Genomic DNA, 26,322 nt, shown 5'->3' on the forward strand with positions numbered 1-26,322 from the left:
GGCTCCGCCCATCGAACCATGGGCAACCCTCGACTCGATAGTGAACATCCGATGTCTCCCCGCGTCAAGAGCGGGCCGAACTTCCGATCGTCGCCACGAAAGGCTTGCCATCGGTATCCATCGCCTGCTAAACATCGGATGTATTCGCTGAGGATCAACCGAGGGCGGGGCCGATGACCAACCGGTTCGTGGCGCTGGACACCTACGACGTGCGGTTCCCGACGTCCCGGCAGCTGGACGGGTCCGATGCGATGAATCCGGACCCCGACTACTCCGCCGCGTACGTCGTGCTGCGCACCGACGCCGTCGACGGCCACGAGGGGCACGGGTTCGCCTTCACGATCGGGCGCGGCAACGAGGTGCAGACGGCGGCCATCCACGCGCTGCGCCCGTATCTCGTCGGACGCCCGGTCAAGGAGATCCTCGACGACCTCGGCGGCCTCTGGCGGGAGCTGGTGCACGACTCCCAGCTGCGCTGGCTCGGGCCGGAGAAGGGCGTCATGCACATGGCGATCTCCGCCGTGGTCAACGCCCTGTGGGACCTCAAGGCGAAGCGGGCCGGGCTGCCGCTGTGGCAGCTGCTGTCCTCGATGCCGCCGGAGGAGCTCGTCGACCTCGTCGACTTCCGGTATCTCACCGACGCCCTCACCCGCGCCGAGGCCCTGGACCTCCTGCGCCCCGGCGCCGAGGGGCGCGAGGAGCGCATCGCCACGGTGCTCGCGGACGGCTACCCGGCGTACGCGACCTCGCCGGGCTGGCTGGGCTACGACGACGACAAGCTCACCCGGCTGTGCCGCGAGGCCGTCGACGCCGGCTTCACGCAGATCAAGCTCAAGGTCGGCGCCGACCTCGACGACGACCTGCGCCGGATGCGCATCGCCCGCGAGGTCTGCGGGCCGAACGTGCGCATCGCCGTCGACGCCAACCAGCGCTGGGACGTCGGCACGGCCGTGGAGTGGGTGCAAGCCCTCGCCCCGTACCACCCGTGGTGGGTCGAGGAGCCCACCTCGCCCGACGACGTGGTCGGCCACGCCGAGATCGCCCGCCGCATCGCGCCGATTCCGGTCGCCACCGGCGAGCACGTGCAGAACCGGATCGTGTTCAAGCAGCTGCTGCAGCTGCGGGCGGTCTCGTTCGTCCAGCTCGACGCCGCCCGCGTCGCCGGGGTGAACGAGAACGTGGCGATCCTGCTGCTCGCGGCCAAGTTCGGCGTCCCGGTGTGCCCGCACGCCGGCGGGGTCGGCCTGTGCGAGCTGGTGCAGCACCTGTCGATGTTCGACTATGTTGCGGTGTCTCGCAGCATGCACAACCGCGTCATCGAGTACGTAGATCATCTGCACGAACACTTCATCGACCCGGTCCGGCTGCGCGAGGGCCGCTACCTCGCGCCGACCGCGCCCGGGTTCAGCTCCACCATGCGGGCCGACAGCCGCGCCCGCTACGCGTTTCCTGACGGTCCCATCTGGAATTCCCACACCCCCTGAGGAATGGTCATGAGACTGCTGCCACCCCTCGTCGCCGCCGCGCTTGTCGTCAGCCTCGCGGCATGTGACTCCACCGCCAAGCCGGGCGACGCCGCCTCCGGCGGTGCCGGCGCCCCCATCGCCGTCGACCTGCCGCGGGCCGACTCCGACTTCTGGAACTCCTACGCGAAGTACATCCCGCAGTTCGCGAAGGACAGCGGCATCAACCTGATGACGCCGACCAACTCGCAGAACGACATCGCCAAGCTCGTGGCCAACACGCAGGCATTGACGAGCCAGGGCGCGAAGGCGATCGTGATGGCACCGCAGGACACCGGTGCGATCGCCACCACGCTCACCACCCTGGAGCAGAAGAAGATACCCGTGGTCACCGTGGACACCCGGCCCGACAAGGGCAACGTCTACATGGTGGTGCGCGCCGACAACCGGGCGTACGGGCAGAAGGCGTGCGAGTTCCTCGGCGAGAAGCTCGGCGGCAAGGGCAAGGTCGTGGAGTTCCAGGGCTCGCTGTCCTCGGTCAACGGCCGGGACCGCTCCGAGGCCTTCGCCGAGTGCATGCAGCAGAAGTTCCCCGGCATCACGGTCTTCGCCGAGCCCACCGACTGGGAGGGCGCGAAGGCGTCGGCGGCGCTGCAGACCCGCCTGGCCCAGCACCCGGACATCAACGGCATCTACATGCAGGCCGGCGGCGTGTTCCTGGCCCCGACACTGCAGCTGCTGCGCTCCAAGAATCTCATCGTGCCGCCGAGCGACCCGAAGCACGTCTTCATCGTCTCCAACGACGGCATTCCGCAGGAGTTCGACGCGATCCGCAAGGGCGAGATCGACGCGACCGTGTCCCAGCCCGCGGACCTGTACGCGAAGTACGCGCTGTTCTACGCCAAGGCCGCCGTGGACGGCAAGACCTTCCAGCCCGGCAAGACCGACCACGACAGCACGATCGTGCAGGTCCGCGAAGGGTTGCTCGAGGACCAGCTGCCCGCCCCGCTGGTCACCAAGGACAACGTCGACGACACGGCGTTGTGGGGAAACCAGATCGGTAAATGATGTCCTTTGATGAAAGTGCCGTGGCGGCCGTCGGGGTGAGCAAACACTTCGGCGCCACCACGGCGCTGTCGGACGTGACCCTGCGCATCGCGCCCGGCGAGACGCACGCGCTCGTCGGGCGCAACGGCGCCGGCAAGTCGACGCTGGTCTCGCTGCTGACCGGGCTGCACCGGCCCGACGGCGGCGAGATCCGCTTCGGCGGCGAGCCGGCCCCGCCGGTCGCCGACCGCGGCGCCTGGCGGCGGCGGGTGGCCTGCGTCTTCCAGCGCTCCACCATCATCCCGACGCTGACGGTCGCGGAAAACCTGTTCCTCAACCGGCAGGCCGGCGCCGGCCCGATCCGGTGGCGGGAGCTGCGGCGGCGCGCCGGGGAGCTGCTGGAGGAGTACGCGGTCGGCGTCGACCCCAGCGCGCTCGCCGGTGACCTCGGCGTCGAGGAACAGCAGCTGGTCGAGATCGCCCGGGCCCTGTCGCAGGGCGCGCGGTTCATCATCCTCGACGAGCCGACCGCCCGCCTCGACGGGCCGGCGATCGAGCGGCTGTTCGCCCGGCTGCGGGCGCTGTCGGAGTCAGGGGTGACGATGCTGTTCATCTCCCACCACCTGCAGGAGATCTTCGCCGTCTGCGACACCGTCACCGTGCTGCGTGACGCCCGCTGGGTGCTGACCCGCCCGGTCGCCGACATCGGGCACGACGAGCTGGTGGCGGCGATGACCGGCGAGGCGACCGGGCTCACCGACGTCGCGCCGCGGCCACCGGTGGCCGCGTCCACGCCGGCCGCCCTGCGTCTGTCCGGCCTGGCCCTGGACGGCGCCTACGAGCCACTGGACCTCGAGGTGAAGGCCGGCGAGATCGTCGGCGTCACCGGGTCCGGCAGCAGCGGCAAGGTGTCGCTCGCCGAGACCGTCGGCGGGCTGCGCCGGGCGACCGCCGGCACCGTGAGCGTCGGCGGCGCCGCCGTCCGTCCGGGCGTCCCGGCGGCGCTGAAGGCCGGCGTCGGCCTGGTGCCGCAGGATCGGCACCGCCAGGGGCTCATCCCGCTGCTGTCCGTGGCCGAGAATGCCACCCTGCCGATCGCCGACCGGCTCGGCCCGGCCGGCGCCATCGTGCCAGGGCGGCGGCGGGCGGTCGTGGAGGGGTTCATCCGGCGGTACGACATCCGGACCGAGGGCCCCGACGCGCCCGTCTCCAGCCTCTCCGGCGGCAACGCGCAGAAGGTCGTGCTCGCCCGGGCGCTGTCCAGCGAGCCGAAGGTGCTGGTGCTCATCAACCCGACCGCGGGCGTCGACGTGCGCTCCAAGGAGTCGCTGCTCGGGGCGGTGCGCGCCGCCGCCGACGCCGGCACCGGGGTGCTCATGGTCTCCGACGAACTCGACGACCTGCGCCACTGCGACCGGGTGCTCGTCATGTTCCACGGGCGGGTCACCGCCGAACTACAGCCAGGCTGGAGCGACACCGACGTGGTCGCCGCCGTCGAAGGAGTCTCCGCATGACCACCACCATCCAGGCGAGTGAGACCCCGGTCCGGCGGCGCACCGTGCCGCGGCTGGCCCGGATGCGGGACCTGGCGCTCGTGCCGGCGATCATCGTGCTGCTGATCGTCGGCGCCCTCATCGACCCGGTGTTCCTGACCCGAACCAACCTCGTCAACGTGCTGCAGCAGCAGAGCGAGCTGTCGCTGGTGGTGCTCGCAGAGACGCTGATCCTCATCGGCGGCAAGTTCGACCTGTCGCTGGAGTCGATCGTCGGGCTCGCCCCGGCGCTCGGCGTCGCCCTGGTCATCCCAGCGACCAGCCACGGCATCGGCACCGAGTGGGCGACCGCCCTGGCGGTGCCGCTGTGCCTGCTCACCGGCCTGATCGCCGGGGCACTCAACGGGGTGCTGATCCTGCGCTTCGGCCTGTCGGCGTTCATCGTGACGCTCGGCATGCTCATCACGCTGCGGGGCCTGCAGATCGGCATCACCGGCGGGCAGAGCCTGTTCGACCTGCCGCCGTCGGTGGCATACCTCGGCAACACCGCCTGGCTCGGCCTGCCCGTCTCGGTCTGGCTGTGCGCGGTGCTCTTCGCCGCCGGCATCGCGGTACTCGGCTGGTTCCGGCACGGCCGCGCCCTCTACGCCATCGGTGGCAACGCCGACGCCGCGCGGGCCGGGGGCATCCGCACCGACCGGGTGATGTACGCCGTCTTCATGATCGCTGGGGTGCTCGCCGCGCTCGCCGGCCTGCTCATGACCGGCCGCCTCGGCTCGATCGCGGCCGCGCAGGGCGACAAGATGATCTTCATGGTCTTCGCTGCGGCGGTCATCGGCGGCGTCAGCATGAACGGCGGCAAGGGCACCCTGTTCGGGGCCCTCTGCGGCGTGCTGGTCCTCGGCCTGGTCACCAACATCCTGACCCTGGCCGGCGTGTCGGCCCAGTGGTTCCAGTTCGCCTACGGCCTGATCATCCTCGTGGCGCTGGTGCTGGCCCGGCTCACCACCGGCAGGGCGCAGGACTGAGGGATGCGGGCGGGGCGTCCGGGGCGCCCCGCCCGCACCGGCTCAGGCGAGCGTGACGGCGGTGTCGTCGATGACGAACGAGGTCTGGTACAGGGAGTCCTCGGTGCCGTTCCACTTCAGCGTCACCGTCTGGCCGGCGAACGCGTTCAGGCTGTAGGACTTCTGCACGTACCCGCTCGCCTTGTTCAGGTTCGACAGCGTCACCAGGGTCGTCGAGCCGGCCGTCACGGTCAGCTTGTCGTACGCCGTGGTCGTGGACGTCTCGGCGGAGTCGATGTGCACCCAGAAGGTCAGCGTCGCGCTGCAGCCGGCCGGGATCGTCACCGCCTGCGAGATGCTCTCGGTGTGCGTCGAGCCGTAGCCGAGCAGCCACGCGCTGTAGGTGCCGCCGTGCGCGGCCTGGCCCTGCGACGCCCACTGGCCGATGGTGCCGGTGGTGCCGCTCCAGTTCGCCGCGCCCGACTCGAAGCCCGGGTTGAGCAGCAGCTGGCCGCTGCACGAGCCGCCACCGCCGCCGACCGTCCAGGTGAACGTCGCGCTGCCGCTGGCGCCGGTGGTGTCAGTGGCGGTCACGGTGCTCGTGGTGGTCTGCGCCGTGGTGGGGGTGCCGGAGATGAGGCCGGTGCTCGCGTTGATGCTCAGCCCGGCGGGAAGGCCGGTGGCTGAGTAGGTGAGCGTCTGGCCCGACGCGGAGTCGGTCGCGGTGATCTGCAGCGACTTCGGCGTGCCGACCGTCGCCGTCTGCGCGCCCGGGTTGGTGACCGTGACCGTGTTGCCCTGGCCGGCCGGCTTGGTAAGCAGGCAGCCGGAGACCGTCAGGTCGATCGCCCGCGAGGCGTTGAGGCAGGTCGTGAACCAGTACGTCTGCTCGCCGTAGGACTGTCCCTTGCGGACGGTCACGTTGCCGTTGGCGTCGACCTCGCACGGGTTGTTCAGCGTGCAGCTGGCCCCGTCGTCGTTACCGGTGTTGTTGATCCCGATGATCTGGTTGTCCGCCGAGCGGATGATCGGCGAGCCCGACGTGCCGTGGGTGGTCTGGCAGCCGGTGTCGTACCGGATCGAGTCGTGCCACGTCCACTGGTCCTCGCGCAGGGTGGGCACGAAGCCGTTGACGGAGCAGGTCCAGACCTGCTTCCAGTAGCTGGACGGGATCGTCATCGCGGTGCCGTCGGCCGGACGGGTGGCGGCGACGGTCAGCGCGGTGGTGTTGTACTTCGACTTGATCGACGCGAACGTCTCGTTGAGCTGGTAGAGCGCGACGTCCGTGTTGGTCATGGTGCCGTAGATCAGCGTGTCGGCGCGCACCGTGCCCAGCGCGTTGCCGGTGTTGCCCAGCAGGGTGCCGGAGCGGGTGCTTGCGCGGTTCTGCAGCACCTGGCCGGCGTTGATGAAGCCGTTCTCGTAGCAGTGGCCGTTGGTGAGCATCAGCGCCCGGTCGGTGTCGACCGAGGACGGCCAGCGGACCAGGCTGCCCGAGCAGTTGTTCAGCGCGATCGTCGCGGTCAGGCCGGTGACCGAGAGCGCCTGGGCCGGTGCCGGGCCGGCGACGACGCCCGCGGCGACGGCGAGGATGGCCGCGCCGACTGCGAGGGTGCGTCTTTTGCGCATGGGGGATCCCTTCGTTGGGGCTACGCGCGGCTGTCGTGGGCTGTGCGCGTAGCCACCCGTCAATGTGAATGGAAACATCACATTGACGAACGTGCCCGTCAACGGCGGTGGACCCTTTGCCCTGCCCTGCGTTTCACTCCTCGATGGCGCCGCCGATGCGGCGCAGGTGGTGGCGGAAGGTGTACGCCGGGTCGGCGGCCCGGCGGGCCAGGTAGTCCTCGAACGCCGTCTGCTGCCGCAGCGTCTCCCCCGCCGCGATCCGCCGCGCCTGGTCACGCTCGGTGCCCCGGATCGCCCGCGCGATGCCGAGCACCTCCTCGGCCCGCGCCGCCTCCAGGAACAGCACCCCGTCGTCGTCGGCCAGCACCAGGTCGCCGGCGGTGGCCAGGTGCGCCCCGAACCGCGCGCTGCACAGCGCCTCGTCCTCGCGCGGGTCGACCCGCAGCGGGCCGAGCGGCAGCGCGCCATAGCTGAACACCGGCACGCCGATCTCGACCAGCTCGGGGGTGTCGCGGTGCAGCCCCCACACGACCAGCCCGGCGACGCCGGCCGCGGCCGCCTCGAGCACGGTCAGGTCGCCGACGCACGCCTCGTCGGTGCGCCCGCCGTTGTCCACGACGAGCACGTCGCCGGGGCGCGCGCCGCGGTACGCCTCCAGGAACACGTCCACGCTGCCGTAGTGCCGGGCCGGCAGCACCCGGCCGGCCAGCCGCGCCCCGGCGACGACGGGCCGGACACCGGCGGGCGCGACCCGCGGCGGCACGCCGGCCCGGACGCAGGCGTCGGCGACGAGCGGGGTCGAAAGGTCCGAAAAATCGATCACGGCGCCATCATGCCCCGCGCCGGCCCGGTCCGGTCCGGGCCAATCGCGGCCGGGTGGCTCCGCCTCAGTGGGGCTCGGGGCCTCAGGGGGCTCAGGGCCCTCAGGGCAGGATCGCGGCCAGCCGGGCGACCGCCGGCCGGGCCTCCAGGTGCAGCCGGGCGACATTGATGCCGTCGTCGCCGAGCACGCAGAGCAGGGCCCGCTCGCCGACGGCGTAGACGGTGAAGTACCCGCCCTCGCTGCGCAGCGTGGCGTCGCGGAACGGGCTCTGGCCGAGCACCAGGGCCGTCTGCCGCCCGAGGCCGAACGTGGTCGCGGCGAGCGCGGCCAGGTCGTGCGGCTCCACCACGGCCGGCAGGTCATGGGTGATGAGCAGGCCGTCGACCCCACCGATCGCCGCGCCGCGCACGCCGGGCACGCGCAGGCGCAGGTCCGACAGCTCCGAGCGGACCGCCGCGAGCGCGGCGGCCGCCGGATCGATCGTGGTGCCGAAGGGCTGCGTGGCGGCGCCGGCCCAGTTCTGCTCCGCCCGTCCCGCGCGCCGGGGCAGCCCGTCGGTCGCGGTCTCGAAGAACGTCACAGCTGCAGGCCTTCTTCGATACCGCGTAGATGGTGGCGGGCGAGCGCCAGGTTCGCGCGGGCCTTGGCCAGCGCGAGGTACAGGAACAGCCCGCGCCCGTTGACCGCACTCAGCGGCCGGATGAGGTGGTACTGGCTGTCGAGGGTGATCAGGATGTCCTCGACCCGGTCGGGCAGCCCGAGCATCTCGATCGTGCGAAGCTTGGCCCGCACGACGTCGGTGTTGCCGGCCGCGGCCACGGTGATGTCGAAATCCGGCGATCCCCCGAGCGTGCCGAGCGTCATGCCGCTGGTGTAGTCCACGAGCGCGACCGCGATCGCGCCGTCGATGTTCATCGCGCTCTTGAGCGCGATGTCGAGGTTGTTGCTCAAGCCTGCCTCCGCGGGGACGTGCATCCGTTAGGGGTGGAGCCTGACACACGGCGATCATCGGGGGCAGGTTTCGAAACATCTTTCAGACGACCGGCTCATCGGCATATGACCTGCCGACCGATACACCGGTTACGCAGGGTCGCGCCAGCCGATCACACCGTCGCAGGCGCGGCCTTCGCGCCCTGGCGACATGGTCCGGCGATCCGGGTGGGCTGCGATCTCCGTCACGCGCCGAACAGGGAAATGTCCGTTGACCGGAGGGTTGCCTCCGATATTGTGGAGGCATGCCTCAGGTTACCCGGTCGTCGTACCGGCTCACGTTCGGCGTGCTCGCGGCCTCCACCGCGGCGTTCTCGATGCTGCAGTCGCTGGTCAGTCCCGTGCTTCCGGTCATCCAGCGGGACCTGCACACCAGCGCGGGCACCGTGACGTGGGTGCTGACCGCCTGGCTGCTCGCCGCCTCCGTCGCCACACCGCTCATGGGGCGCGTCGGGGACATGATCGGCAAGGAGCGGACCCTGCTGGCGGCCCTCGCGGCGATCGCCGTCGGGTGCCTGCTCGCGGCGCTCGCGCCCAATATCGCCGTGCTCATCGTCGCCCGCGTCGTGCAGGGCCTTGGCGGCGCGCTGTTTCCGCTGTCGTTCGGGATCATCCGCGACGAGTTCCCGCCCGGCCGCGTCGTGTCGGCGGTCGGGGCGATGTCGGCCGTCATCGCGCTCGGCGGCGGCACCGGCATCGTGCTGGCCGGCCCGATCGTCGCCGCGCTGAACTGGCGCTGGCTGTTCTGGATCCCGCTCGGCGTCGTCACCGTCACCGGCCTGCTCGCCTGGCGCTTCGTCCCGCCGTCGCCGGTGCGCTCGGCCGGCCGGGTGAACTGGCTCGCCGCGGCCCTGCTGTCCGGCTGGCTCGTGGCGCTGCTCCTGCCGCTGAGCAAGGGCAACACGTGGGGCTGGGCGTCGCCGCCGACCGTGGGCCTGTTGGCCCTGGCCGCCGCGCTGCTGGCCGCGTGGGTGGCGGTCGAGATCCGCTCCGGCAACCCGCTCATCGACATGCGCATGATGCGCCTGCCCACCGTCTGGACCACCAACGTCGTGGCCCTGCTGTTCGGCGCCGGGATGTTCGGCGTTTACGCCTTCCTGCCCCAGTTCATGCAGATCCCCCGCGCCGCCGGCTACGGCTTCGGCTCCTCCGTCGGCGAGGCGGGCCTGCTCATGGTGCCGATGCTGGCCACGATGGCGGTCACCGGCATGCTCAGCGGCCCGCTGTCGGGCCGGTTCAGCAGCCGCGCCCAGGTCGTCGCCGGCGCCCTGCTGGCCACCGCGGCGAGCGCGGCCTTCGCCTTCGCCCACTCGTCCCGCTGGGAGGTCGCGACGGCCGCCGCGGTCTTCGGCGTCGGCATCGGCCTGGCCTACGCCTCGATGACGAGCCTCATCGTGCACAGCGTCCCGATGGCCCAGACCGGCGCGGCGAGCGGCATGAACGCGAACATCCGCACCATCGGCGCCTCCATCGGCACGGCACTGGTCAGCTCCATCGTGACCAGCGGCCTGCGCCCGGACGGCCTGCCGACCGAGTCCGCCTTCACCGCCGCCTTCGCGGCCCTGGGCGCGGCCGCGGCACTCGCGGTCGCGGTCGCCCTGCTCATCCCGCGCCACCGCACGGCGCCCGCGACGACGACCGCGACCCCGGACGCGCAGGGAGAGCCGCTGGTGGCCCCGCGGGCAGTCCAGCCCGCGGGGCCCGTTGTCACGCGGTCAGTTCCATAGCTGGAACAGGTCGCTGCCGGAGCAGGCCCACTGGAAGATGTTCCCGTTCTGGCCCGCGGTCGATGCGTCGGCGTCCAGGCACGTCCCGGAACCGGCGTTGTGCAGTCCGGCGTTGGCGTCGCCGTTGCTGTTGAGCTGCCCGCTGCCCGCGAACCACCACCGCTGGTAGGCATCGCCGGTGGTGTCGCAGGCCCACTGGACGATCCGCCCGCCATTGCGCGCCTCGGACGAGATGGCGTCCAGGCAGGTGCCGGTGCCGACGTTCTGGAGCACCGGGTTGTAGTTGTTCACACCGACCACCACGCGCCACTGCTGGTAGTTGTCGCTACTGTTGCAGGGCCACTGGGCGATCCTCCCGCCGTTGCGCACGTCGGACGAGATGGCGTCCAGGCAGGTGCCGGCGCCCCGGCTCTTCAGCTGGAACGAAAACCCGGTGATGGCGTCGCGCGCCGTGTCCAGGTAGTTCTTCCACGCCCCGTTGTTGTAGGTCGACCACGGGGTCCAGTTGCTGCCGTGGCTGGAGATGTTCCACGCCGCGTTGGCGTTGCACTGGACCTGGTAGGCGCAGGCGTCACTGACCTCGGGGTGGTAGTAGTTGTTGATCTGCCACAGGCCCCGGTCGATCGAGCCGGGGTTCTGGCCCACCGCCGACGGGTTGCAGCTCGACTCGGCCATGGCGACCGCCACGGCGATCACGATCTGCCGGACGTTGCCCGCGGAGGTGCTGACGTTCGCGGTGTACGAGAAGCCGGCCTTGGCGGCCACCTTGGCGCAGACCGTGGCGGCGGCGGAGGCCGCCAGGGCCGTCATGCCCGTGGACGCACCGGCCGCCGCGCTCAGCGACGCCGGCGCCTGTCCGGCGGCACCGGCGGCCGAGGCTGAGGCAGCACTACCCAGCGGAACCATCAATACGGCGGCCAGCGGCACGACCAGCAGTCGCACCGGCCGAATCCGGCCGACGCCCCGCCACCACGGGAGCCTTCCGCTTACGGGATCGGATCGCACACACGCCTCCTCAGGACCAGGGCTCGTTCACTACACCCGGCGGCATCACGTTCGCCGCATGGAATAATAGGTGTAAATGCTTAAATGTCTATCCCGGATCCTCGACCTGGCGCCGGTGCGCGCAGCAGCTTGAGCTACGGCGGGCAGGACCAGATCTGCAGCGTCGGGCCGTCGGCGGGCAGTCCGCCGGCGAGTTCGGCGCCGCCGTAGAGGTTCGTCGCCTCGGGCACGTCCGGCAGCGGCACCGGCGTGCCCGGCGCGCGGCGGGCCAGGATCAGCAGCCGTTCGTCGTGGGTCTCGCGCCAGAACGCGACGGCGTCGGCGCCGACGTGGTCGAAGCGCAGGCCGCCGCCGCGCAGTGCCGGGTGCTTGCGGCGCAGGGAGAGCAGCCGGCCGTACCATGGCAGGGTTTGCAGGCTCTTGCGCCACGGCATCGGCGTGCGCGCCTCCTCGCCGTTGGACCCGGTCAGGCCGAACTCGTCGCCGGCGAACATCATCGGCACGCCGGGCAGGGTGGCCAGCAGGCCGACCGCGACCTCCATCCGGCCCAGGTCGCCGACCACGGTACGGATGCGGGCGGTGTCGTGGCTGCCGAGCAGGTTCCACGAGTGGGTCCACGCGCGCCAGGACATGCTGGCCATCATCAACAGCATCGTGCGCACCAGCGCGTGGCCGTCGCGGCGCGGCACGCCGCCGGGGACGCCGAGGAAGTCGGGCAGGTCGAGGTCGTCGGCGCGCAGCCAGCTCCACAGTGGACGCAGGAAGCCGGCGTAGTTCATCGTGCCCTGCCAGCCGCCGGCATCGAGGTCCGCGCCGGCGCCGTGGGCGTGCTCGGCGACGAGCAGCGCGTCGGGGCGGGCGGCGCGGACCGCCTGCGCGATGAGCCGGGAGACCTCGTGGGTCAGGTCGTCGGCGGCCCGCCGGCCGGTCATGTTGGCCACGTCGACGCGCCAGCCGTCGAGGTAGCGCAGCCACCGCCGCACGATCGAGTCCGGATCGGTGACGAAGCGCCGGCGCAGGCGGGCCGAGTGCCAGTTCAGCTTCGGCAGCGACGGGACACCGAGCCAGGACTCGTACCCGCCGTCGGCGCTCATGTAGTACAGGTCGGGCTGGTCGAACCACGGGTGCTCGACGCCGGTGTGGTTGGTGGTGAGGTCGCCGACGAGGCGCATGCCGCGGGTGTGCAGGGCATCGGCGAGGCGGCGCAGGGCCCGGTCGCCGCCGAGCAGCGGGTCGACGCGGTCGAAGGCGACGGCGTCGTAGCGGTGGTTGGAGCGCGCCGGGAAGAACGGCGTCAGGTAGACGGTGTCGGCGCCGAGGTCCTGGATGTGGTCCAGGCGCCGGGCGATGCCGTCGAGGTCGCCGCCGTACCACTGCGTCGAGGCCAGCGGCCCGCGGCCCTCGACCGGCTCGTCCCAGTCGCAGCGCACCGCCCAGTCGGGGGTGGCCGGCGCGGTGGCGGAGCGGGCGAAGCGGTCGGGGAAGATCTCGTAGACGATCGCCTCGCGGGTCCAGGGCGCCGGGCCAGGGTGGGCGACGAGGCGGAAGTCGGTGTCGTCGGGAACGTCGTGGGCGAAGCGGCCGAGCACGGTGTACCAGTCGCCGTCGACGTGGAAGCGGTACCGGGTGACCGGGTTGCGCACCAGGACGCCGGCGCGCCACCACAGCTCGCCGCCGCGGCGCTCGGCGGTGGCGGCGGTGAAGCGGGGCTCGCCGTCCTCGACCGAGCGCACGTGCACGGCGCGCACGCCGGGGCCGGTGCGCAGCCACACGTCCACGCACGCGCCGAGCCGCGGGTTCTGGTCCGGCACGTACAGCGCCGACCCGTCGTGGTGGATCATCCCTTCACCGCCCCGGTCGTCAGGCCGGACACGATGTACCGCTGCAGCGCCTGGAAGACCACCACGGTCGGGATCGCGGTGAGCAGCGAGCCGGCGCAGAACATGCCGAAGTTGGCGTCGCGCTTTTCGGCGACGAGGCCGTAGAGCCCGACCGCGAGGGTCTTCGCGCCGTCGCTGTGCAGGAAGACGTTGGCGAGCAGCACCTCGTTGATGGTGCCGATGAAGCCGAGCAGGGCGGTGACGGCCAGGATCGGCGCGACGAGCGGCAGGGTCACCCGGAAGAAGATCTGGGCGTGGCTGGCGCCGTCGATGACCGCGGACTCGTCGAGCTCCTTGGGTACGGTGTCGAGGAAGCCCTTCATCAGCCAGGTGTTCACGCCCAGGGCGCCGCCGAGGTACAGCAGCATCAGCCCCCACGGGCTGTCCAGGCCCAGCGCCGGGTAGAAGTCGCCGAGCCCGGCGAAGATCAGGTAGATGGTCACGACCGACAGGAACTGCGGGAACATCTGGATGAGCAGCAGCGAGACGAGCCCGGCCCGGCGGCCGCGGAAGCGCATGCGGGAAAACGCGTAGGCGGCCAGGATCGACAGGAACACGCCGGCGGCCGCGGCGATGCCGGCGATGAGCACCGAGTTGAGGTACCAGTGGGCGAAGTCGGTCTTGCGAAACAGGTCGCCGAAGTTGCCCAGCCCGGCCGAGCCGGGGATCAGGCCGGTCGAGCTCAGCGAGCCCAGCGGGTTGAGGGCGGCGGAGACCACGAAGAGGATCGGGAAGAGCGAGAAGGCGACGGCGAGCAGGCCCGCGCCGTGGCGCCAGCCGGTGCGCCGGACCCAGGCGATGGTTCGGGCGGTCACGTGTAGACCTCCTCCTGCTTGCGGCTGCGGCGGAAGCCGATGACAGAGATGACCGCGACGATGGCGAAGATGTAGACCGACATCGCCGCGGCGAAGCCGAACTGGGCGCCGGAGCCGCCGAACGCGAGCCGGTAGGTGTAGGTGATGAGCAGGTCGGTCGCGCCGATGCTGGAGTTGCCGGGCGGGAACGGCGCGCCGTCGGTGGTGAGGTAGATGGCGTTGAAGTTGTTGAAGTTGAACGCGAACGACGAGATGAGCAGCGGGGTGAGCGCGACGAGCAGCAGCGGCAGCGTGACCCGGCGGAAGCGCTGTGCGGCGCTGGCGCCGTCGATGGACGCGGCCTCGGCCATCTCGCGCGGGATCGCCTGCAGCGCGCCGGTCGCGACGAGGAACATGTACGGGTAGCCGAGCCACAGCTGCACTCCGATAACGGCCAGCCGGGCGGTCCAGGGGGTGCCGAACCAGTCCACGTGCAGCCCGGTGACCCGGTTGATGAGGCCGAAGTCCTGGTTGAACAGGTCGCGCCAGACCAGCAGCATGGCGAAGGACGGCATCGCGTACGGCAGGACGAGCAGGACCCGGTAGATGTTCCGCCCGCGCAGCCGGTCGGTGTGCAGGGCGAGGGCGCAGGCAAGGCCCAGCGCGAAGGTCACCAGCACGGAGCCGACCGCGAAGGCGAGGTTCCACACCAGGGACTTGAGGAACGGCCCGGCGATGCGCGGGTCCGTGACCACGCGGGCGAAGTTGTGCAGCCCGACGTTCACCTTCCAGCCCTGCGCGAGGTGCTCGCCGCCTGCGCTGCCTCCGCTGCCGACGAACTCGCCGGTCCGTTCGTCGGCGAACCACTGCGCGCCGCTGCCGCGGTCGGTGACGCAGTCGCAGCCGGCGTCGTAGAAGCGGGTGGCCTGGCCGGTGTACGCGCGGGTGAGGCCGGAGGCGCGGATCGCACCGTCCGGCGTGGGCACCGTGAAGGCGAGCACCTCGTCGTTGCGCTGCGTCGCCTGGCCGAGATCGAGCAGCTGGTAGCCGTCGGCGGCGGTGATGCGCCCGCCGGTGACGGTGACCGCGCCGGCGGCGAGCTCGTGCAGGCCCTGGGCGTCGCCGGCGTACGCCTTGCCGTCGGAGGCCAGCAGCAGGAACTTCAGGCCGCCGTCGTCCAGCGCCACCGACAGCGCATACTCGGCGGAGCCGGGCACCTGCCGTACGGAGGAGCTCTGGATGGCGGTGATGGCGTCCTGCTTGGTGCCGCGGTGCCCGTCGCCGTAGTTGGTGAACGCGGTGGCGACGGTGTAGAGGACCGGGATCACCTGGAAGGCCAGGAGGAACAGCACCCCCGGGACGAGGTACTTCGCCGGGACCGGCCGCGGCGACAGGTAGATCGCGAAGATCAGCCCGGTGACGACGACGAGGACGGCGAGCCATCCCCAGGCGTGCGCGCCGGCGAGCGGGAAGGCGGCGTAGACCGCCAGCGCCAGGGCGAGCCCGAGGACCGCGATCTTCACGACGATGCCCCGAGGGTGCGTGTCCGTCATGGCGCGCTACTTGTTGATCGCGTCGGTGATGGTCTTCGACGCGCCGGTCAGCGTGGCGGGCACGTCGGCGCCGCCGACGATGGCCGACTCCGCCTTGCCGAACGGGTCCCACACCGCGGCCATCGCCGGGATGGCCGGCAGCACGGCGCCGCCCTTGCCCGCGGTGAGCCACTTCTCGATGTCGGGGTCGCCGCCCTTGACCTGGTCCATGGCCGCGGTCAGCGCCGGCGGGCGCGGGTTGGCCTGGTACAGCGCCACCTGCAGGTCCGGCTTGGTGAGGTAGTTGGTGACGAACTCGTTGGCCAGGGCCTTGCTCTTGCCCTTGCTGGCCACGTAGAAGGCCTGCACGCCGACGAACGGCTGCGCGGGCTTGCCGCCGGCGAACGGCGGGATCGGCGTGATGTCGTACTTGATGCCGGCCTTCTTGATGTCGGCGACGGCCCACGGCCCGGAGATGAGGAACGGCGCCTTGCCGCCGGTGAAGGCCGGGATGGCGTTGTCACTGTTGACCGAGCGGGTCAGCGCGCCCGAGCCCTTCTCGCCCAGCGCGGCGATCTTCTTGAACGCCTCGACCGACTCGGGCTTGCCGACGCCGAGGTCGGCCGGGTCGTAGTCGCCGTTGGGCTTGGTGCCGAACAGGTAGCCGCCGGCGGAGCTGAACAGCGGGTAGATGTGGTACGCGTCGCCGTTCTGGCCGACCTGCAGCGACAGGATGTTGCTGACCTTGCCGGCGTCCTTGAGCGCCTTGCCGGCCGCGACGAGGTCCTCGATGGTGGCCGGCGCGGTGGGCGCCAGGTCGGTGTTGCGGATGAGGGCGAGGTTTTCGATCGCGTACGGCACGCCGTAGACCTGGCCGTTGAACGTGACGGCCTTGACGGCGACGTCGGCGAACGCGGACTTCTGCGAGTCCGACAGCTGGATCGGGTCGATGGTGCCGTTCTGGACCAGGTTGCCGATCCAGTCGTGCGCGCCGACGACGATGTCCGGGCCCTTGCCGGACTGCGCGGCGGTCACGTAGTTGGTCTGCAGGTCCTTGGAGACCGCCTGGACCTGCACGTCGACGTGGTTGGCCTTGCCGAAGGACTCGGCGAAGGGCTTGAGGGCCGCCGAGCGCTGGTCGTCCGCCCAGATGGTGAGGGTCGCGGTCGGCTGCGTGGAGGCACTTTCGGGGGTTTTCGACGACCCGCAGGCCGTGAGGGGTAACGCGGCGAGGGCGAGCACGCCGACGACGCGCAGCGGGATGCGCATGGAAACTCCTGTTCAGGGGCCCGGCCCGCGACGGTGATTGGAGCCGTCGCGCGGCCAGGGAGGGTGTGCCGGCATCGATACCAGGGGTGTCGATCGATTGCCGGTGGCGCAGACCGTAGCAAGGAGTTGCAAAGAATGAAAGACCTTCCAGTCGACTTTCAATTTCGCCGTACGGCCGCTTACTCTCGACCCATGGCCATGGACGCTCCACGAGCTCGTCTCGCTGACATCGCCCGGCAGGCGGAGGTCAGCGAGGCCACCGTCTCGCGGGTGCTCAACGACCGGCCCGGGGTCAGTGCGGACACCCGGCACGCCGTGCTCACCGCGCTCGACGTGCTCGGTTACGAACGCCCCGAACGGCTCCGCAAGCGCAGCGCGGGCCTCGTCGGCCTCGTGACGCCGGAGCTGGAAAACCCGATCTTCCCGCTGTTCGCGCAGGTCATCGAGTCGGCGCTGGCCCGGCACGGCTACACGCCCGTGCTGTGCACGCAGACGCCCGGCGGCGTGACCGAGGACGAGTACGTCGAGATGCTGCTGGACCGCGCGGTCGCCGGCATCATCTTCGTCTCCGGCCTGCACGCGGACACCACCGCCGACCACGACCGGTACCGCAAGCTGATCGACCGCCCGCTGCCGATCGTCATGGTCACCGGGCTGGTGCCCGGCCTCGAGGCGCCGTGCATCTCCTGCGACGACGTGCGGGCCAGCGAGCTGGCGGTGGACCACCTCGCCTCGCTCGGCCACACGCGCATCGGGCTCATCTCGGGCCCCGAGCGGTACCTGCCGGTGCAGCGCAAGATTCTCGGGTACCGCGAGGCGATGCTGCGCCACGGCCTGGTGAACAACATCGAGCTGTCGCTGTTCGGCGTCGAGGGCGGGCACGCCGCCGCCGACCGGCTGCTCGACCGCGGCGTCACCGGCCTGGTGTGCGGCTCCGACCTCATGGCGCTCGGCGCGGTGCGGGCGGCGCGCTCGCGCGGCCTGTCGGTGCCGCGCGACGTGTCCGTCGTGGGCTACGACGACTCGCCGCTGATCGCGTTCACCGACCCGCCGCTGACGACGCTGCGCCAGCCGGTGCGGGCCATGTCCAACGCGGCCGCGCAGTCACTGGTCGACGCGATCAACGGGCAGCCGAGCCCGCATTCGGAGTACCTCTTCGCGCCCGAGCTCGTCGTGCGCGGCTCCACGGGCATCGCGCCCCGCTGACTCCCCCACCCCGATCCGGCGCGGTTGGCGGCCCGCGCCCGGACAATCACGCCTCACGAAGGGACCACTATGTCCGATATTTCGGACTTTTCTGTCGCACCACGACAAATCTCCGGCGATGAGGCCGACGCGGCCGCCGGCGCGGGCGCGCACCTGACCCGTGGCGCGGACCTGGCCACGGGCGCGACCTCGGCCACAGATGCGGGTGCGGACGCGGCCACCGGCGCAGACGCGGCCACCGGCGCGGGTGCGGACTTGACCCCTGGTGCAGCGGACCTGGCCGCCGGCGCGGGCGCGGACCCGGCCGCCGCGGTGCCGACCCCACCCACCGTGCCTCCGCCACCCGTCGCGCCGGCGGCGACCACGGTGCGCACCGCGCCGGCTGCGGCAGCGGCGGCGGTGCCGGCAGTGGCGGCGGCGGTGGAACGGGAAACGGCGAAGGGGGAGCAAGCGGCGGAGCCGTGGTGGCGCACGGCCGTCATCTACGAGATCTACGTCCGCAGCTTCGCCGACGGCAACGGCGACGGCGACGGCGACCTGATCGGGCTGCGCGAGCGCCTTCCCCACCTGCGCGACCTCGGCGTCGACGCGATCTGGCTCACGCCGTTCTTCCGCTCCCCCATGGTCGACGGCGGCTACGACGTGTCCGACTACCGCGACGTCGACCCCGCCTTCGGCACCCTCGCCGACTTCGACGCGATGCTGGCCGCCGCCCACGACCTGGGGCTGCGCGTGATCATCGACGTGGTGCCCAACCACACCTCCAGCGAGCACCCGTGGTTTGCGCAAGCCCTGCAAGCCGTTCCGGGCGATCCGGCGCGGGCGCGGTATCACTTTCACCCGGCGACACCGGACGGTCACCCTCCGAACGACTGGGAGTCGGTGTTCGGCGGCCCGGCGTGGACGCGGGTGGCCGACGGCGAGTGGTACCTGCACCTGTTCGACCCCGCCCAGCCGGACCTGAACTGGGACAACGCGGACGTCCGGCTCGAGTTCGAGTCGGTGCTGCGGTTCTGGCTGGACCGCGGCGTCGACGGCTTCCGGGTCGACGTGGCGCACGGGATGATGAAGGCCGCCGGGTACCCGGCGGCCGGCACGACCGGCCAGATCGGCCTGCTCGGCCGGCGCGAGCTGCCGTACTTCGACCAGGACGGCGTGCACGAGATCTACCGCGCCTGGCGCAAGATCCTCGACTCGTACCCGGGGCAGCGCATGGCCGTCGCCGAGGCGTGGGCGTCCACGCCGCAGCGGCTGGCCCGCTACACCGCGCCCGACGAGCTGCACCAGGCGTTCAACTTCGAGTTCCTGCAGGCGGACTGGGACGACCCGGCGGCGGTGCGGGCGAGCATCGACTCGTGCATCCACGCGGCCGAGTCGGTCGGCGCGCCGACGACCTGGGTGCTGTCCAACCACGACGTGCGCCGGCACCCGACCCGGCTGGGCTCGCTGCGCCGGGCCAACGCCGCGGCGCTGCTCATGCTCGCGCTGCCCGGTTCGGCGTACCTGTACCAGGGCGACGAGCTCGGCCTGCCCGAGGTGCTCGACCTGCCCGCGGACGCGCGCCAGGACCCGGTCTGGTTCCGCTCCGGCGGCACGGATCCGGGCCGCGACGGCTGCCGGGTGCCGCTGCCGTGGACCGCCGCGGCGCCGGCGCACGGGTTTTCCGCCACCGGCCGGTCCTGGCTGCCGCAGCCGGACTGGTCGGCGCTGGCCGCGGACGCGCAGGCCGGGGACCCGTCGTCCACATTGGAGCTGTACCGCGCGGCGCTCGCCCTGCGCCGCGCGGTGACCGGCCCGCTGCGGTGGCACGAGAGCGCGCCCGGCGTGCTGGACTTCTCCCGCGGCGGCCTGCGCTGCGTCGTGAACCTGTCCGGCGGGCCCGTCGCGCTGCCCGATCCGCCCGGTTCGCGCGTGGCCCTGGCCAGCGGCACCGTCGCGGGCGGGACGCTTCCGGAGGACACCACGGTGTGGATCTTTGCAAGAACTGTCAGATCTTCCTGATAGTTTCTGCAGCTCAAGGACCTTGCGAGAAGTGCTTTTGGGCAATCCTTGCAAGGTCCTTGACTTAGGTTTCCACGAGGAAGAGGCTCAGCGTCAATCGATCCGGCCGCCACCGGATCGTCATGGCACACCCCACTCCGCTACCGCCATTCCGGAGGCCACCCGTGCGCGTACCCCGCCTGTCCAGACGCCTCACCAGAACCGTCGCCGTCGCCGCCGCGCTGCTGCTGGGCGCGGCGCTCGCCGTGCCGCTTTTGTCCGGCAACCGCAAGGCCGAGGCCGCCACCGGCAGCAACGACGTCATCGCCAACCTGTGGCTGTGGCCGTGGAACTCCATCGCCACCGAGTGCACGAACGTGCTCGGCCCGGCCGGCTACGGCGCGGTGCAGGTCGCCCCGCCGGAGGACTCGATCAGCGTCGCCGGCCACCCGTGGTGGGACATCTACCAGCCCGCCGCCTACGACCTCAACAGCCGCATGGGCACCCGGGCGCAGTTCCAGAGCATGGTGAACGCCTGCCACACCGCCGGGGTCAAGGTGTACGTCGACGCGGTCATCAACCACATGACGGGCGCCAACCAGTCGAGCACCACGGCGTACGGCGGGGCGAGCTTCACCAACAACTACAGCTACCCGAGCGCCGGGTACAGCTCCTCGGACTTCCACTTCTACCCCTCCGACTGCCCCCAGTCGGACAACCAGATCCACGACTACAACAACCAGACCGAGGTCTGGAACTGCCAGCTGGTCGGCCTGTCGGACCTCAAGACCGGCACCGACTACGTGCGGACGAAGATCGCCGGGTACCTCAACGACCTCATCTCGACCGGCGTGGACGGCTTCCGGGTCGACGCGGCCAAGCACATGGCCCCGGCGGACCTGTCGGCCATCAAGGGCAAGCTCACCAACCAGAGCGTGTACTGGGCGCAGGAGGTCATGCCGGGCGGCTCCGGCAACCTGGCCCCGTCGGCGTACGAGGGCATCGGCGGCATCCTCGAGTTCAACTACGCCACCAACCTCAAGAACCAGTTCAACGGCAGCATCGCCAACCTGCAGACGTTCGGGCCCAGCTGGGGCCTCGAGCCCAGCGCGAAGTCCACGGCATTCGTCTCCAACCACGACACCGAGCGCAACGGCTCGACGCTCAACTACAAGGCCGGCGCGACCGACACCCTCGCCAACGTCTTCATGCTGGCCTGGAACTTCGGCACGCCGAACGTGATGAGCTCGTTCACCTTCAGCAACAACGACGCGTCGCCGCCGGCCGACGCGAACGGGTTCGTGACCGCGGTGACCTGCGGCAGCGGCTGGGAGTGCCAGCACCGCCAGCGCGCGATCAAGAACATGGTGGGCTTCCACAACGCCACCCGCGCCGACACGACCGTGGGCAACTGGTGGTCGGACGGCTCGAACGCGATCGCCTTCAGCCGCGGTACCAATGGCTGGATCGCGATCGACAACGGCGGCAGCGCGGTGTCGTCGCGCACCTTCAGCACCGGCCTGCCCGCGGGCGTCTACTGCGACGTCATCCACGGCGACTACAACGCCGCCGCGCAGACCTGCTCCGGCCCGACGGTCACGGTCAACGGCAGCGGCCAGGCCACCCTCGGCGTGGCGGCCAAGGACGCCGTCGCCCTGCACGTCAACGCCCGCGTCGGCGCCAACCCGACCACCTCGCCTACCGCGTCGCCGACCCCGTCGGCCAGCGGCGTCTCGTTCACCGTCACCGGCGCGCCGAGCGGCAATCCGATCTACCTCGTCGGCTCGGTCGCCGCGCTCGGGTCGTGGAACACCTCGGCCGCGCTGCCGATGACGGCGAACGGCTCGTCGTGGAGCACCACCGTGTCGCTGCCGGCGAACACGGCGATCGAGTACAAGTTCATCGCCAAGGACGCCGCCGGCAACGTGACGTGGGAGCCCGGCTCGAACCACACGTACACCGTGCCGGCCTCGGGCACCGGCAGCATCGACACGACGTGGAACGGCTCGTCCACGTCGAACCCGGCGGTCACCTTCAACGCCAACGTGACCACCACGTGGGGGCAGAACGTGTTCGTGGTCGGCTCGATCCCGGCGCTCGGCTCGTGGAACACCGGCAGCGCGATCGCCATGTCCTCGGCGAACTACCCGATCTGGTCGGCGACGGTGACCCTGCCGGCGAACACCGCCGTGGAGTACAAGTTCATCAAGAAGAACTCCGACGGCTCGGTGACCTGGGAGAGCGGCGCGAACCGCACCCTGAACACCGGCACCACGGCGCAAACGGTCAACGCGACCTGGAAGTAGTTGTACCCCGGGGTGGCGCGGTGTCCACTGTGGACGCCGCGCTACCCCTCGGCCGCGAGCACCAGTTTGCGCAGCAGGTCGGCGAGGGTCCGGCGCTCGGCCGGGCTCAGCGCCGACAGGAGTGCCGACTCGCCGCGCTCCTCGCCGCCGACGTGGCGCAGGAAGGCCTCGTTGCCGGCCTCGGTGAGCCGCACGTGGACCCGCCGCCGGTCCCCGGCGTCCTGCTCGCGCACGATCCAGCCCTGCTCCTCGATCGCCGCGAGTCGCGCCGAGAGCGCGCCGCGGGTGAGGCCGAGCAGGTCGGCCAGTTGTGAGGGGCTGGCCGTGTACGGCGGCCCGGCCCGGCGCAGCATCATGAGCACCTTCAGCTGCCAGTGCTGCAGGCCGCCCGCGGCGAGCACGTCCCGTCGCCGCTGGGCCTGGTGCCGGGCGAGGATCGCCAGCCGTACGAAAATGGCCTCGGCCACCGGGTCGAGGGAGTCCAGCTCCCGGGCCCACACCCCGACATGCCGGTCCGCGGCGTCCTGCTCCTCCCGCATGTCCCCCACGATAACTAGTTTTCTTGTGGATAGTTTTTTCGGTTACTACCGTTCGGCGCATGACCGAGAACGCCACCCTTCCGGTCGGCCTGCTGGTCGACGCCGCACGGAACCTCGCCAACGCCGGACGGTGGGAGCGGGCCACGACGCTGCTGGACGCCGCGTTCGCGAGCCTCCCGCAGGGCGCCGCCGGCCGGGGCGCCGCGGCCCGGGTCGCGCTCGCCACGGCCGAGATCGCCGTCGACTCCGGCTGGTTCACCGGGGTGGGCGACGCCGCCGCCCGGCTGTCCAAGGTGGACGAGTTCGGGCTCGACCCCGCCGGGCGCTGGGACCTGGACTTCGCCTGGCTGCGCTACGAGTACCGGGAGAGCTTCGGCCGGCCCGACCGCAACGTGCGCCGGCGCGCGCAGCTGCTCGCCGAGACCGCGCCCGACCCGCTGCGCCTCGGCTGGGCGCACATGTACCTGGGCCTGGTCGCCGACAACCTGTTCGACGAGCGCGAGGCGGCGCCGGCGCACTACGAGATCGCCCTGCACAACTCGGCCGGCGACGACCTGCTGCGCCGCGAGGCCCAGCGCCACCTCGGCGATCACGACCACGACCGCGGCGACCACGACGCCGCCCTGTCCCGCTGGCGCGACGCGACCGAGGCGGGCGCCCGGGCCGGCGCGGTGCCCGGCACCCTGTCGCAGCAGATGCTGCTGGCCGTGCTGGCCCGCGACGCCGGCGACGAGGCGGGCGCCACGGCGCTGGCCGGCGAGGTGGCCCGCTGGGCGACGGCGATCGGCGCCGCGCGGACCGCCGCCCAGGCCACCGCCTTCCTCGACGGCGTCGACCCCACCCAGCCCCCGCCGGCACCCGGCACCGCCGCGGAGACGAGGTTTCCCATGATTTCGGACACCAGTGACACAGATCGATACAGGTGATACACAAAGCGGCATGGCAGAGCGATTGCTCGAGCAGTGCCGGCTGTTCAACGAGGGCGTGCGCAGCGGCGACTGGACCGGCTACCTGGCCCGCTTCGGCGACAACGCCACGCTGCGCGTCGCCGGCGATCCCGGCAGCCCGTACGTGGGGCGGGACGCCATCGCGACCGCATACGCCGAGGCGCCGCCCGACGACACGATCGGCGTGACGTCGGTGCTGTCGGACGGCGACGCCGACGTGGCCCGGTTCGAGTGGGGCCGGGGCGGCACCGGCACGCTGCGGCTGCGCTGGTCGGCGGGGCGGATCGCGGAGCTCGACGCGGAGTTCGACGGCCTGGCGTAGTGCCCGGCCTCGGTACCGTGGGCGGTATGGAGGATCCGTACCAGCTGTCCCGGTTCGTCGAGGCACAGGCCGGCGTCTACCCGGAGGCCGTCGCCGAGTTGCGCAAGGGCCGCAAGCGCAGCCACTGGATGTGGTTCGTCTTCCCGCAGATCGCGGGGCTCGGCCTGAGCGCGACGTCGCAGCGGTACGCCATCGGCTCGCTCGACGAGGCCCGCGCATACCTGCAGCATCCGGTGCTGGGTCCCCGCCTGCTGGAGTGCGCCGACGTGCTGCTGACCGACGGCCGGCACACCGCCGTGGAGATCTTCGGCGAGGTGGACGCCATGAAGCTGCGCTCGTCGATGACGCTGTTCGCGCACGCGGATCCGGCCGAGCGGCGCTTCGCCCGGGTCCTGCACCGCTACTTCGACGGCGTGCCGGACGCCGAGACGATCCGCCGGCTCTGACCCGCACTTCCGAACACGCCGGTAGGTTTCAGCACCTCGGCGGCGGGTTGGTCGCCGCGGCGGCCACCGTCGTGACCGACGGCGACGGTGCCGGGGACGCCGGCGCGGAGGACTCCACGGTGGACGGCGACGGGCCGCCGTAGAGCGGCGTCTGGGTCTGCTGGAAGTCGTTGCGGCCCAGCGCCAGGCCGGGCACGAGCGCCTGGTGGCCGTACGCGTCGGAGATCCGCAGCGTCACCGGGGCGCTCAGCGCGCCTGACGGGCCCGTCCACGTGTTGTCCTCGCCGTGGCGCAGGGCGGTGAAACCCGACTCCGTCTGCAGCTCCACAGTGGACAGCGGGTTGCCGTGGTTGTTCACCACCACGCTCAGCGACGAGCGGGCGGTGCCGCCCTTGAGCTTCACCTGCAGCGTCCCGACTTGGGGGTCACGGACGGTGGCGTACGTGACGGGGATGATGCCGGCGCTCAGCGCGCCGATGCGGGCGAACGCGCCCTTGCCGAGGTCGACCTTGCCGGCCGGGCAGCTCGGGCACAGGTCCACGACCTGCACGCGGGTGGTGCCGTTGGGCCCGGTCACGTCCAGGTAGGTGCCGCACGCGCTCCCGCCGGCGTACTCGGCGCGCCCGATCGCCGCGTACGCGCCCTCGGCGGGCGTGCCGAGGTTGCACATGCCGTTGCGCCCGGCGGTGTAGTACGACGCGGAGCCACCAGCCGCGCACGCCGCGTTGCCGCCGACCTGGGTCGCGAGCACGACGGCCACGACCGTGGCGACGACGGCGGTGGCGGCGGGCACGATCCAGCGAAGATGACGGCGATGCACGTGCGGGATTGTACGGTCTGGTAATTCATAGGCATGGAGTTCCCGTCGTACCTCGGAACCATGCCGATGCACGCGATTACGGAAATCTATGGCGAGGCGGGGCTGCGGGAGCGGTACCGCCTGGAGATCGGCCGTTTCGCCGGGCCCGACCGCGACCGTCTCGCCGCCGCTTTCGACCTCGCCGCCGAGTTGCACCGCCACGACCACCGGGTGCGTGAGCCGTACGTCAACCACCTGCTGCGGGTCGCGATCCGCGTCATGCACCACTACCAGGTCTCCGACGTCGACGTGATCGCCGCCGCCGTGCTGCACGACGCCGTCGAGGACCACCCCGACGAGCTGGCCGGCCGCCCAGGCGCCACCGCCGCGCAGGCCGTGGCCGTGCTCGCCGCCCGGTTCGGCGAGCGCGCCGCGCGGCTCGTCGCCGCGGTCACCAACCCCGAGTACGACCCGTCGTACGACCGACACGAGCAGTACCGCGAGCACGTCAGGAAGAGCCTCGACCGCGAGCCGTGGGCGCGCGTCATCAAGGTCTCCGACTTCACCGACAACGGCGTCGGTGTGATCCACACCACGGGTCCGAAGGTCGAACGCTCGGCGACGAAGTACCGCCCCATGGTCCCCGTGCTGCGCGAACTCGTCGGCCGCCCGGACACGCCCCTGTCCCGCCTCGTCAAACAGCACATCTTCCGCCAGCTCGACCTCGCCGAGGAGCGGTTCGCGGCCATTCTTGACGGGCGGTGAATATGCGAAGGTATTCATCGTGACGATGGTGGAACTCGCGGTCGGCTGGCTGGCATCGCACCTGTGGAGCCGCGGCCGGGCCGAGACGGCCGAGCCGGCCGTCGAGGAGCAGCTGCGCGGGCTGGCCGGGCTGGTCCGCGCGAAGCTGGACGACGATCCGGCGCTGCGCAGCCTGGAGCTCGAGGCCGCGCAGTCCCCCACGCCGAGCGCCGGCACCCGTCGCCGCGTGGTCCGCGCCCTGGAGGACGCGGTGTGGACCGACCCGACCTTCGGCGAGGCCCTCGCCGCCACGGTGGAGCGCCTGCACCCGGTCATGCCCTTACCGGCCGACTGACGACCGGTTCCGCGGCGTG

At 71.5% G+C, this 26,322-nt stretch carries 24 protein-coding genes; 13 read left to right on the top strand and 11 right to left on the bottom strand.

The annotated features are described in order from the left end of the window. Positions 1–173: 173 nt before the first annotated feature. Genes ACGFI8_RS19870 through ACGFI8_RS19885 form a run of 4 tightly spaced genes read left to right on the top strand, consistent with a single transcriptional unit; the run spans position 174 to position 5,031 of the window. Positions 174–1,484, top strand: coding sequence for an L-fuconate dehydratase (locus tag ACGFI8_RS19870; RefSeq protein WP_392806764.1), 1,311 nt, complete (start codon positions 174–176; stop codon positions 1,482–1,484). A gap of 9 nt (positions 1,485–1,493) precedes the next feature. Then, positions 1,494–2,531: a sugar ABC transporter substrate-binding protein gene (locus ACGFI8_RS19875; protein WP_392806766.1), complete on the top strand. Its 1,038-nt coding sequence runs from the start codon at positions 1,494–1,496 to the stop codon at positions 2,529–2,531. Between the two features lie 20 nt (positions 2,532–2,551). Next, a complete protein-coding gene (locus ACGFI8_RS19880; RefSeq protein ID WP_392806767.1) occupies positions 2,552–4,024 on the top strand; it encodes a sugar ABC transporter ATP-binding protein in 1,473 nt (490 codons plus the stop codon). Further along, complete coding sequence (locus ACGFI8_RS19885; protein ID WP_392806769.1) at positions 4,021–5,031, top strand: ABC transporter permease; 1,011 nt, start codon at positions 4,021–4,023, stop codon at positions 5,029–5,031. The genes ACGFI8_RS19880 and ACGFI8_RS19885 overlap by 4 nt, the downstream gene beginning before the upstream one ends. Before the next feature lie 42 nt (positions 5,032–5,073). Here ACGFI8_RS19885 and ACGFI8_RS19890 read toward each other — a convergent pair whose 3' ends face one another. The 4 genes from ACGFI8_RS19890 to ACGFI8_RS19905 form a co-directional block, all read right to left on the bottom strand. After that, the gene (locus tag ACGFI8_RS19890; protein WP_392806771.1) at positions 5,074–6,639 is read right to left on the bottom strand and encodes a putative Ig domain-containing protein; all 1,566 of its coding nucleotides are present in this window, start codon (positions 6,637–6,639) and stop codon (positions 5,074–5,076) included. Positions 6,640–6,772: 133 nt separating this feature from the next. Further along, positions 6,773–7,462: an RraA family protein gene (locus ACGFI8_RS19895; RefSeq protein WP_392806773.1), complete on the bottom strand. Its 690-nt coding sequence runs from the start codon at positions 7,460–7,462 to the stop codon at positions 6,773–6,775. Between the two features lie 100 nt (positions 7,463–7,562). Further along, on the bottom strand, positions 7,563–8,042 hold the full coding sequence (locus ACGFI8_RS19900; protein WP_392806775.1) for a roadblock/LC7 domain-containing protein: 480 nt from the start codon (positions 8,040–8,042) through the stop codon (positions 7,563–7,565). Continuing rightward, positions 8,039–8,377, bottom strand: a complete 339-nt coding sequence (locus ACGFI8_RS19905; RefSeq protein ID WP_392806909.1) for a hypothetical protein — start codon at positions 8,375–8,377, stop codon at positions 8,039–8,041. Before ACGFI8_RS19905 ends, ACGFI8_RS19900 begins: the two co-directional genes overlap by 4 nt. Before the next feature lie 320 nt (positions 8,378–8,697). Here ACGFI8_RS19905 and ACGFI8_RS19910 point away from each other — a divergent pair, with 320 nt between their 5' ends. Then, positions 8,698–10,179, top strand: coding sequence for an MFS transporter (locus tag ACGFI8_RS19910; protein ID WP_392806776.1), 1,482 nt, complete (start codon positions 8,698–8,700; stop codon positions 10,177–10,179). Here the strand turns inward: ACGFI8_RS19910 and ACGFI8_RS19915 are convergent. The 5 genes from ACGFI8_RS19915 to ACGFI8_RS19935 form a co-directional block, all read right to left on the bottom strand. After that, a complete protein-coding gene (locus tag ACGFI8_RS19915; RefSeq protein WP_392806777.1) occupies positions 10,168–11,121 on the bottom strand; it encodes an RICIN domain-containing protein in 954 nt (317 codons plus the stop codon). The two genes, ACGFI8_RS19910 and ACGFI8_RS19915, sit on opposite strands and share 12 nt — an antisense overlap. Positions 11,122–11,318: 197 nt before the next feature. Further along, on the bottom strand, positions 11,319–13,025 hold the full coding sequence (locus ACGFI8_RS19920) for an alpha-amylase family glycosyl hydrolase (protein ID WP_392806779.1): 1,707 nt from the start codon (positions 13,023–13,025) through the stop codon (positions 11,319–11,321). Next, complete coding sequence (locus ACGFI8_RS19925; protein WP_392806781.1) at positions 13,022–13,879, bottom strand: sugar ABC transporter permease; 858 nt, start codon at positions 13,877–13,879, stop codon at positions 13,022–13,024. The genes ACGFI8_RS19920 and ACGFI8_RS19925 overlap by 4 nt, the downstream gene beginning before the upstream one ends. After that, positions 13,876–15,411: an ABC transporter permease subunit gene (locus ACGFI8_RS19930; RefSeq protein ID WP_392806782.1), complete on the bottom strand. Its 1,536-nt coding sequence runs from the start codon at positions 15,409–15,411 to the stop codon at positions 13,876–13,878. The genes ACGFI8_RS19925 and ACGFI8_RS19930 overlap by 4 nt, the downstream gene beginning before the upstream one ends. 6 nt (positions 15,412–15,417) lie before the next feature. Next, positions 15,418–16,653: an extracellular solute-binding protein gene (locus ACGFI8_RS19935; protein ID WP_392806911.1), complete on the bottom strand. Its 1,236-nt coding sequence runs from the start codon at positions 16,651–16,653 to the stop codon at positions 15,418–15,420. Between the two features lie 204 nt (positions 16,654–16,857). On the opposite strand from ACGFI8_RS19935, the gene ACGFI8_RS19940 reads away from it, so the two are divergent. The 3 genes from ACGFI8_RS19940 (at position 16,858) to ACGFI8_RS19950 (ending at position 22,151) form a co-directional block, all read left to right on the top strand. Next, complete coding sequence (locus ACGFI8_RS19940) at positions 16,858–17,865, top strand: LacI family DNA-binding transcriptional regulator (protein ID WP_392806913.1); 1,008 nt, start codon at positions 16,858–16,860, stop codon at positions 17,863–17,865. A 69-nt stretch (positions 17,866–17,934) separates the two neighbouring features. Then, entirely contained in the window at positions 17,935–19,866 is a 1,932-nt protein-coding gene (locus tag ACGFI8_RS19945) for a glycoside hydrolase family 13 protein (RefSeq protein ID WP_392806783.1), read from the top strand. A gap of 164 nt (positions 19,867–20,030) precedes the next feature. After that, a complete protein-coding gene (locus ACGFI8_RS19950; RefSeq protein WP_392806785.1) occupies positions 20,031–22,151 on the top strand; it encodes a carbohydrate-binding module family 20 domain-containing protein in 2,121 nt (706 codons plus the stop codon). Positions 22,152–22,192: 41 nt separating this feature from the next. Here the strand turns inward: ACGFI8_RS19950 and ACGFI8_RS19955 are convergent, their stop codons facing one another. Then, the gene (locus tag ACGFI8_RS19955; RefSeq protein WP_392806786.1) at positions 22,193–22,690 is read right to left on the bottom strand and encodes a MarR family winged helix-turn-helix transcriptional regulator; all 498 of its coding nucleotides are present in this window, start codon (positions 22,688–22,690) and stop codon (positions 22,193–22,195) included. Positions 22,691–22,749: 59 nt separating this feature from the next. Here ACGFI8_RS19955 and ACGFI8_RS19960 point away from each other — a divergent pair, with 59 nt between their 5' ends. Genes ACGFI8_RS19960 through ACGFI8_RS19970 form a run of 3 tightly spaced genes read left to right on the top strand, consistent with a single transcriptional unit; the run spans position 22,750 to position 24,405 of the window. Next, positions 22,750–23,616: a hypothetical protein gene (locus ACGFI8_RS19960; protein ID WP_392806787.1), complete on the top strand. Its 867-nt coding sequence runs from the start codon at positions 22,750–22,752 to the stop codon at positions 23,614–23,616. Positions 23,617–23,629: 13 nt separating this feature from the next. Then, positions 23,630–23,959 (top strand): nuclear transport factor 2 family protein, encoded by a 330-nt coding sequence (locus ACGFI8_RS19965; RefSeq protein ID WP_392806789.1) that lies wholly within the window; start codon positions 23,630–23,632, stop codon positions 23,957–23,959. Between the two features lie 26 nt (positions 23,960–23,985). Continuing rightward, positions 23,986–24,405 (top strand): DUF1810 domain-containing protein, encoded by a 420-nt coding sequence (locus tag ACGFI8_RS19970; protein ID WP_392806790.1) that lies wholly within the window; start codon positions 23,986–23,988, stop codon positions 24,403–24,405. Positions 24,406–24,433: 28 nt separating this feature from the next. On the opposite strand, the gene ACGFI8_RS19975 is transcribed toward ACGFI8_RS19970, so the two are convergent. Then, positions 24,434–25,225: an expansin EXLX1 family cellulose-binding protein gene (locus ACGFI8_RS19975; RefSeq protein ID WP_392806792.1), complete on the bottom strand. Its 792-nt coding sequence runs from the start codon at positions 25,223–25,225 to the stop codon at positions 24,434–24,436. A gap of 33 nt (positions 25,226–25,258) precedes the next feature. Here ACGFI8_RS19975 and ACGFI8_RS19980 point away from each other — a divergent pair, with 33 nt between their 5' ends. Both ACGFI8_RS19980 and ACGFI8_RS19985 read left to right on the top strand, forming a co-directional pair. Then, positions 25,259–25,969: an HD domain-containing protein gene (locus tag ACGFI8_RS19980; RefSeq protein ID WP_392806793.1), complete on the top strand. Its 711-nt coding sequence runs from the start codon at positions 25,259–25,261 to the stop codon at positions 25,967–25,969. 19 nt (positions 25,970–25,988) lie between these two features. Continuing rightward, the gene (locus tag ACGFI8_RS19985) at positions 25,989–26,303 is read left to right on the top strand and encodes a hypothetical protein (RefSeq protein ID WP_392806795.1); all 315 of its coding nucleotides are present in this window, start codon (positions 25,989–25,991) and stop codon (positions 26,301–26,303) included. Positions 26,304–26,322 lie beyond the last annotated feature (19 nt).

The sequence above is a fragment of the Dactylosporangium sp. NPDC048998 genome, assembly GCF_043197855.1.
Taxonomy (GTDB): domain Bacteria; phylum Actinomycetota; class Actinomycetes; order Mycobacteriales; family Micromonosporaceae; genus Dactylosporangium.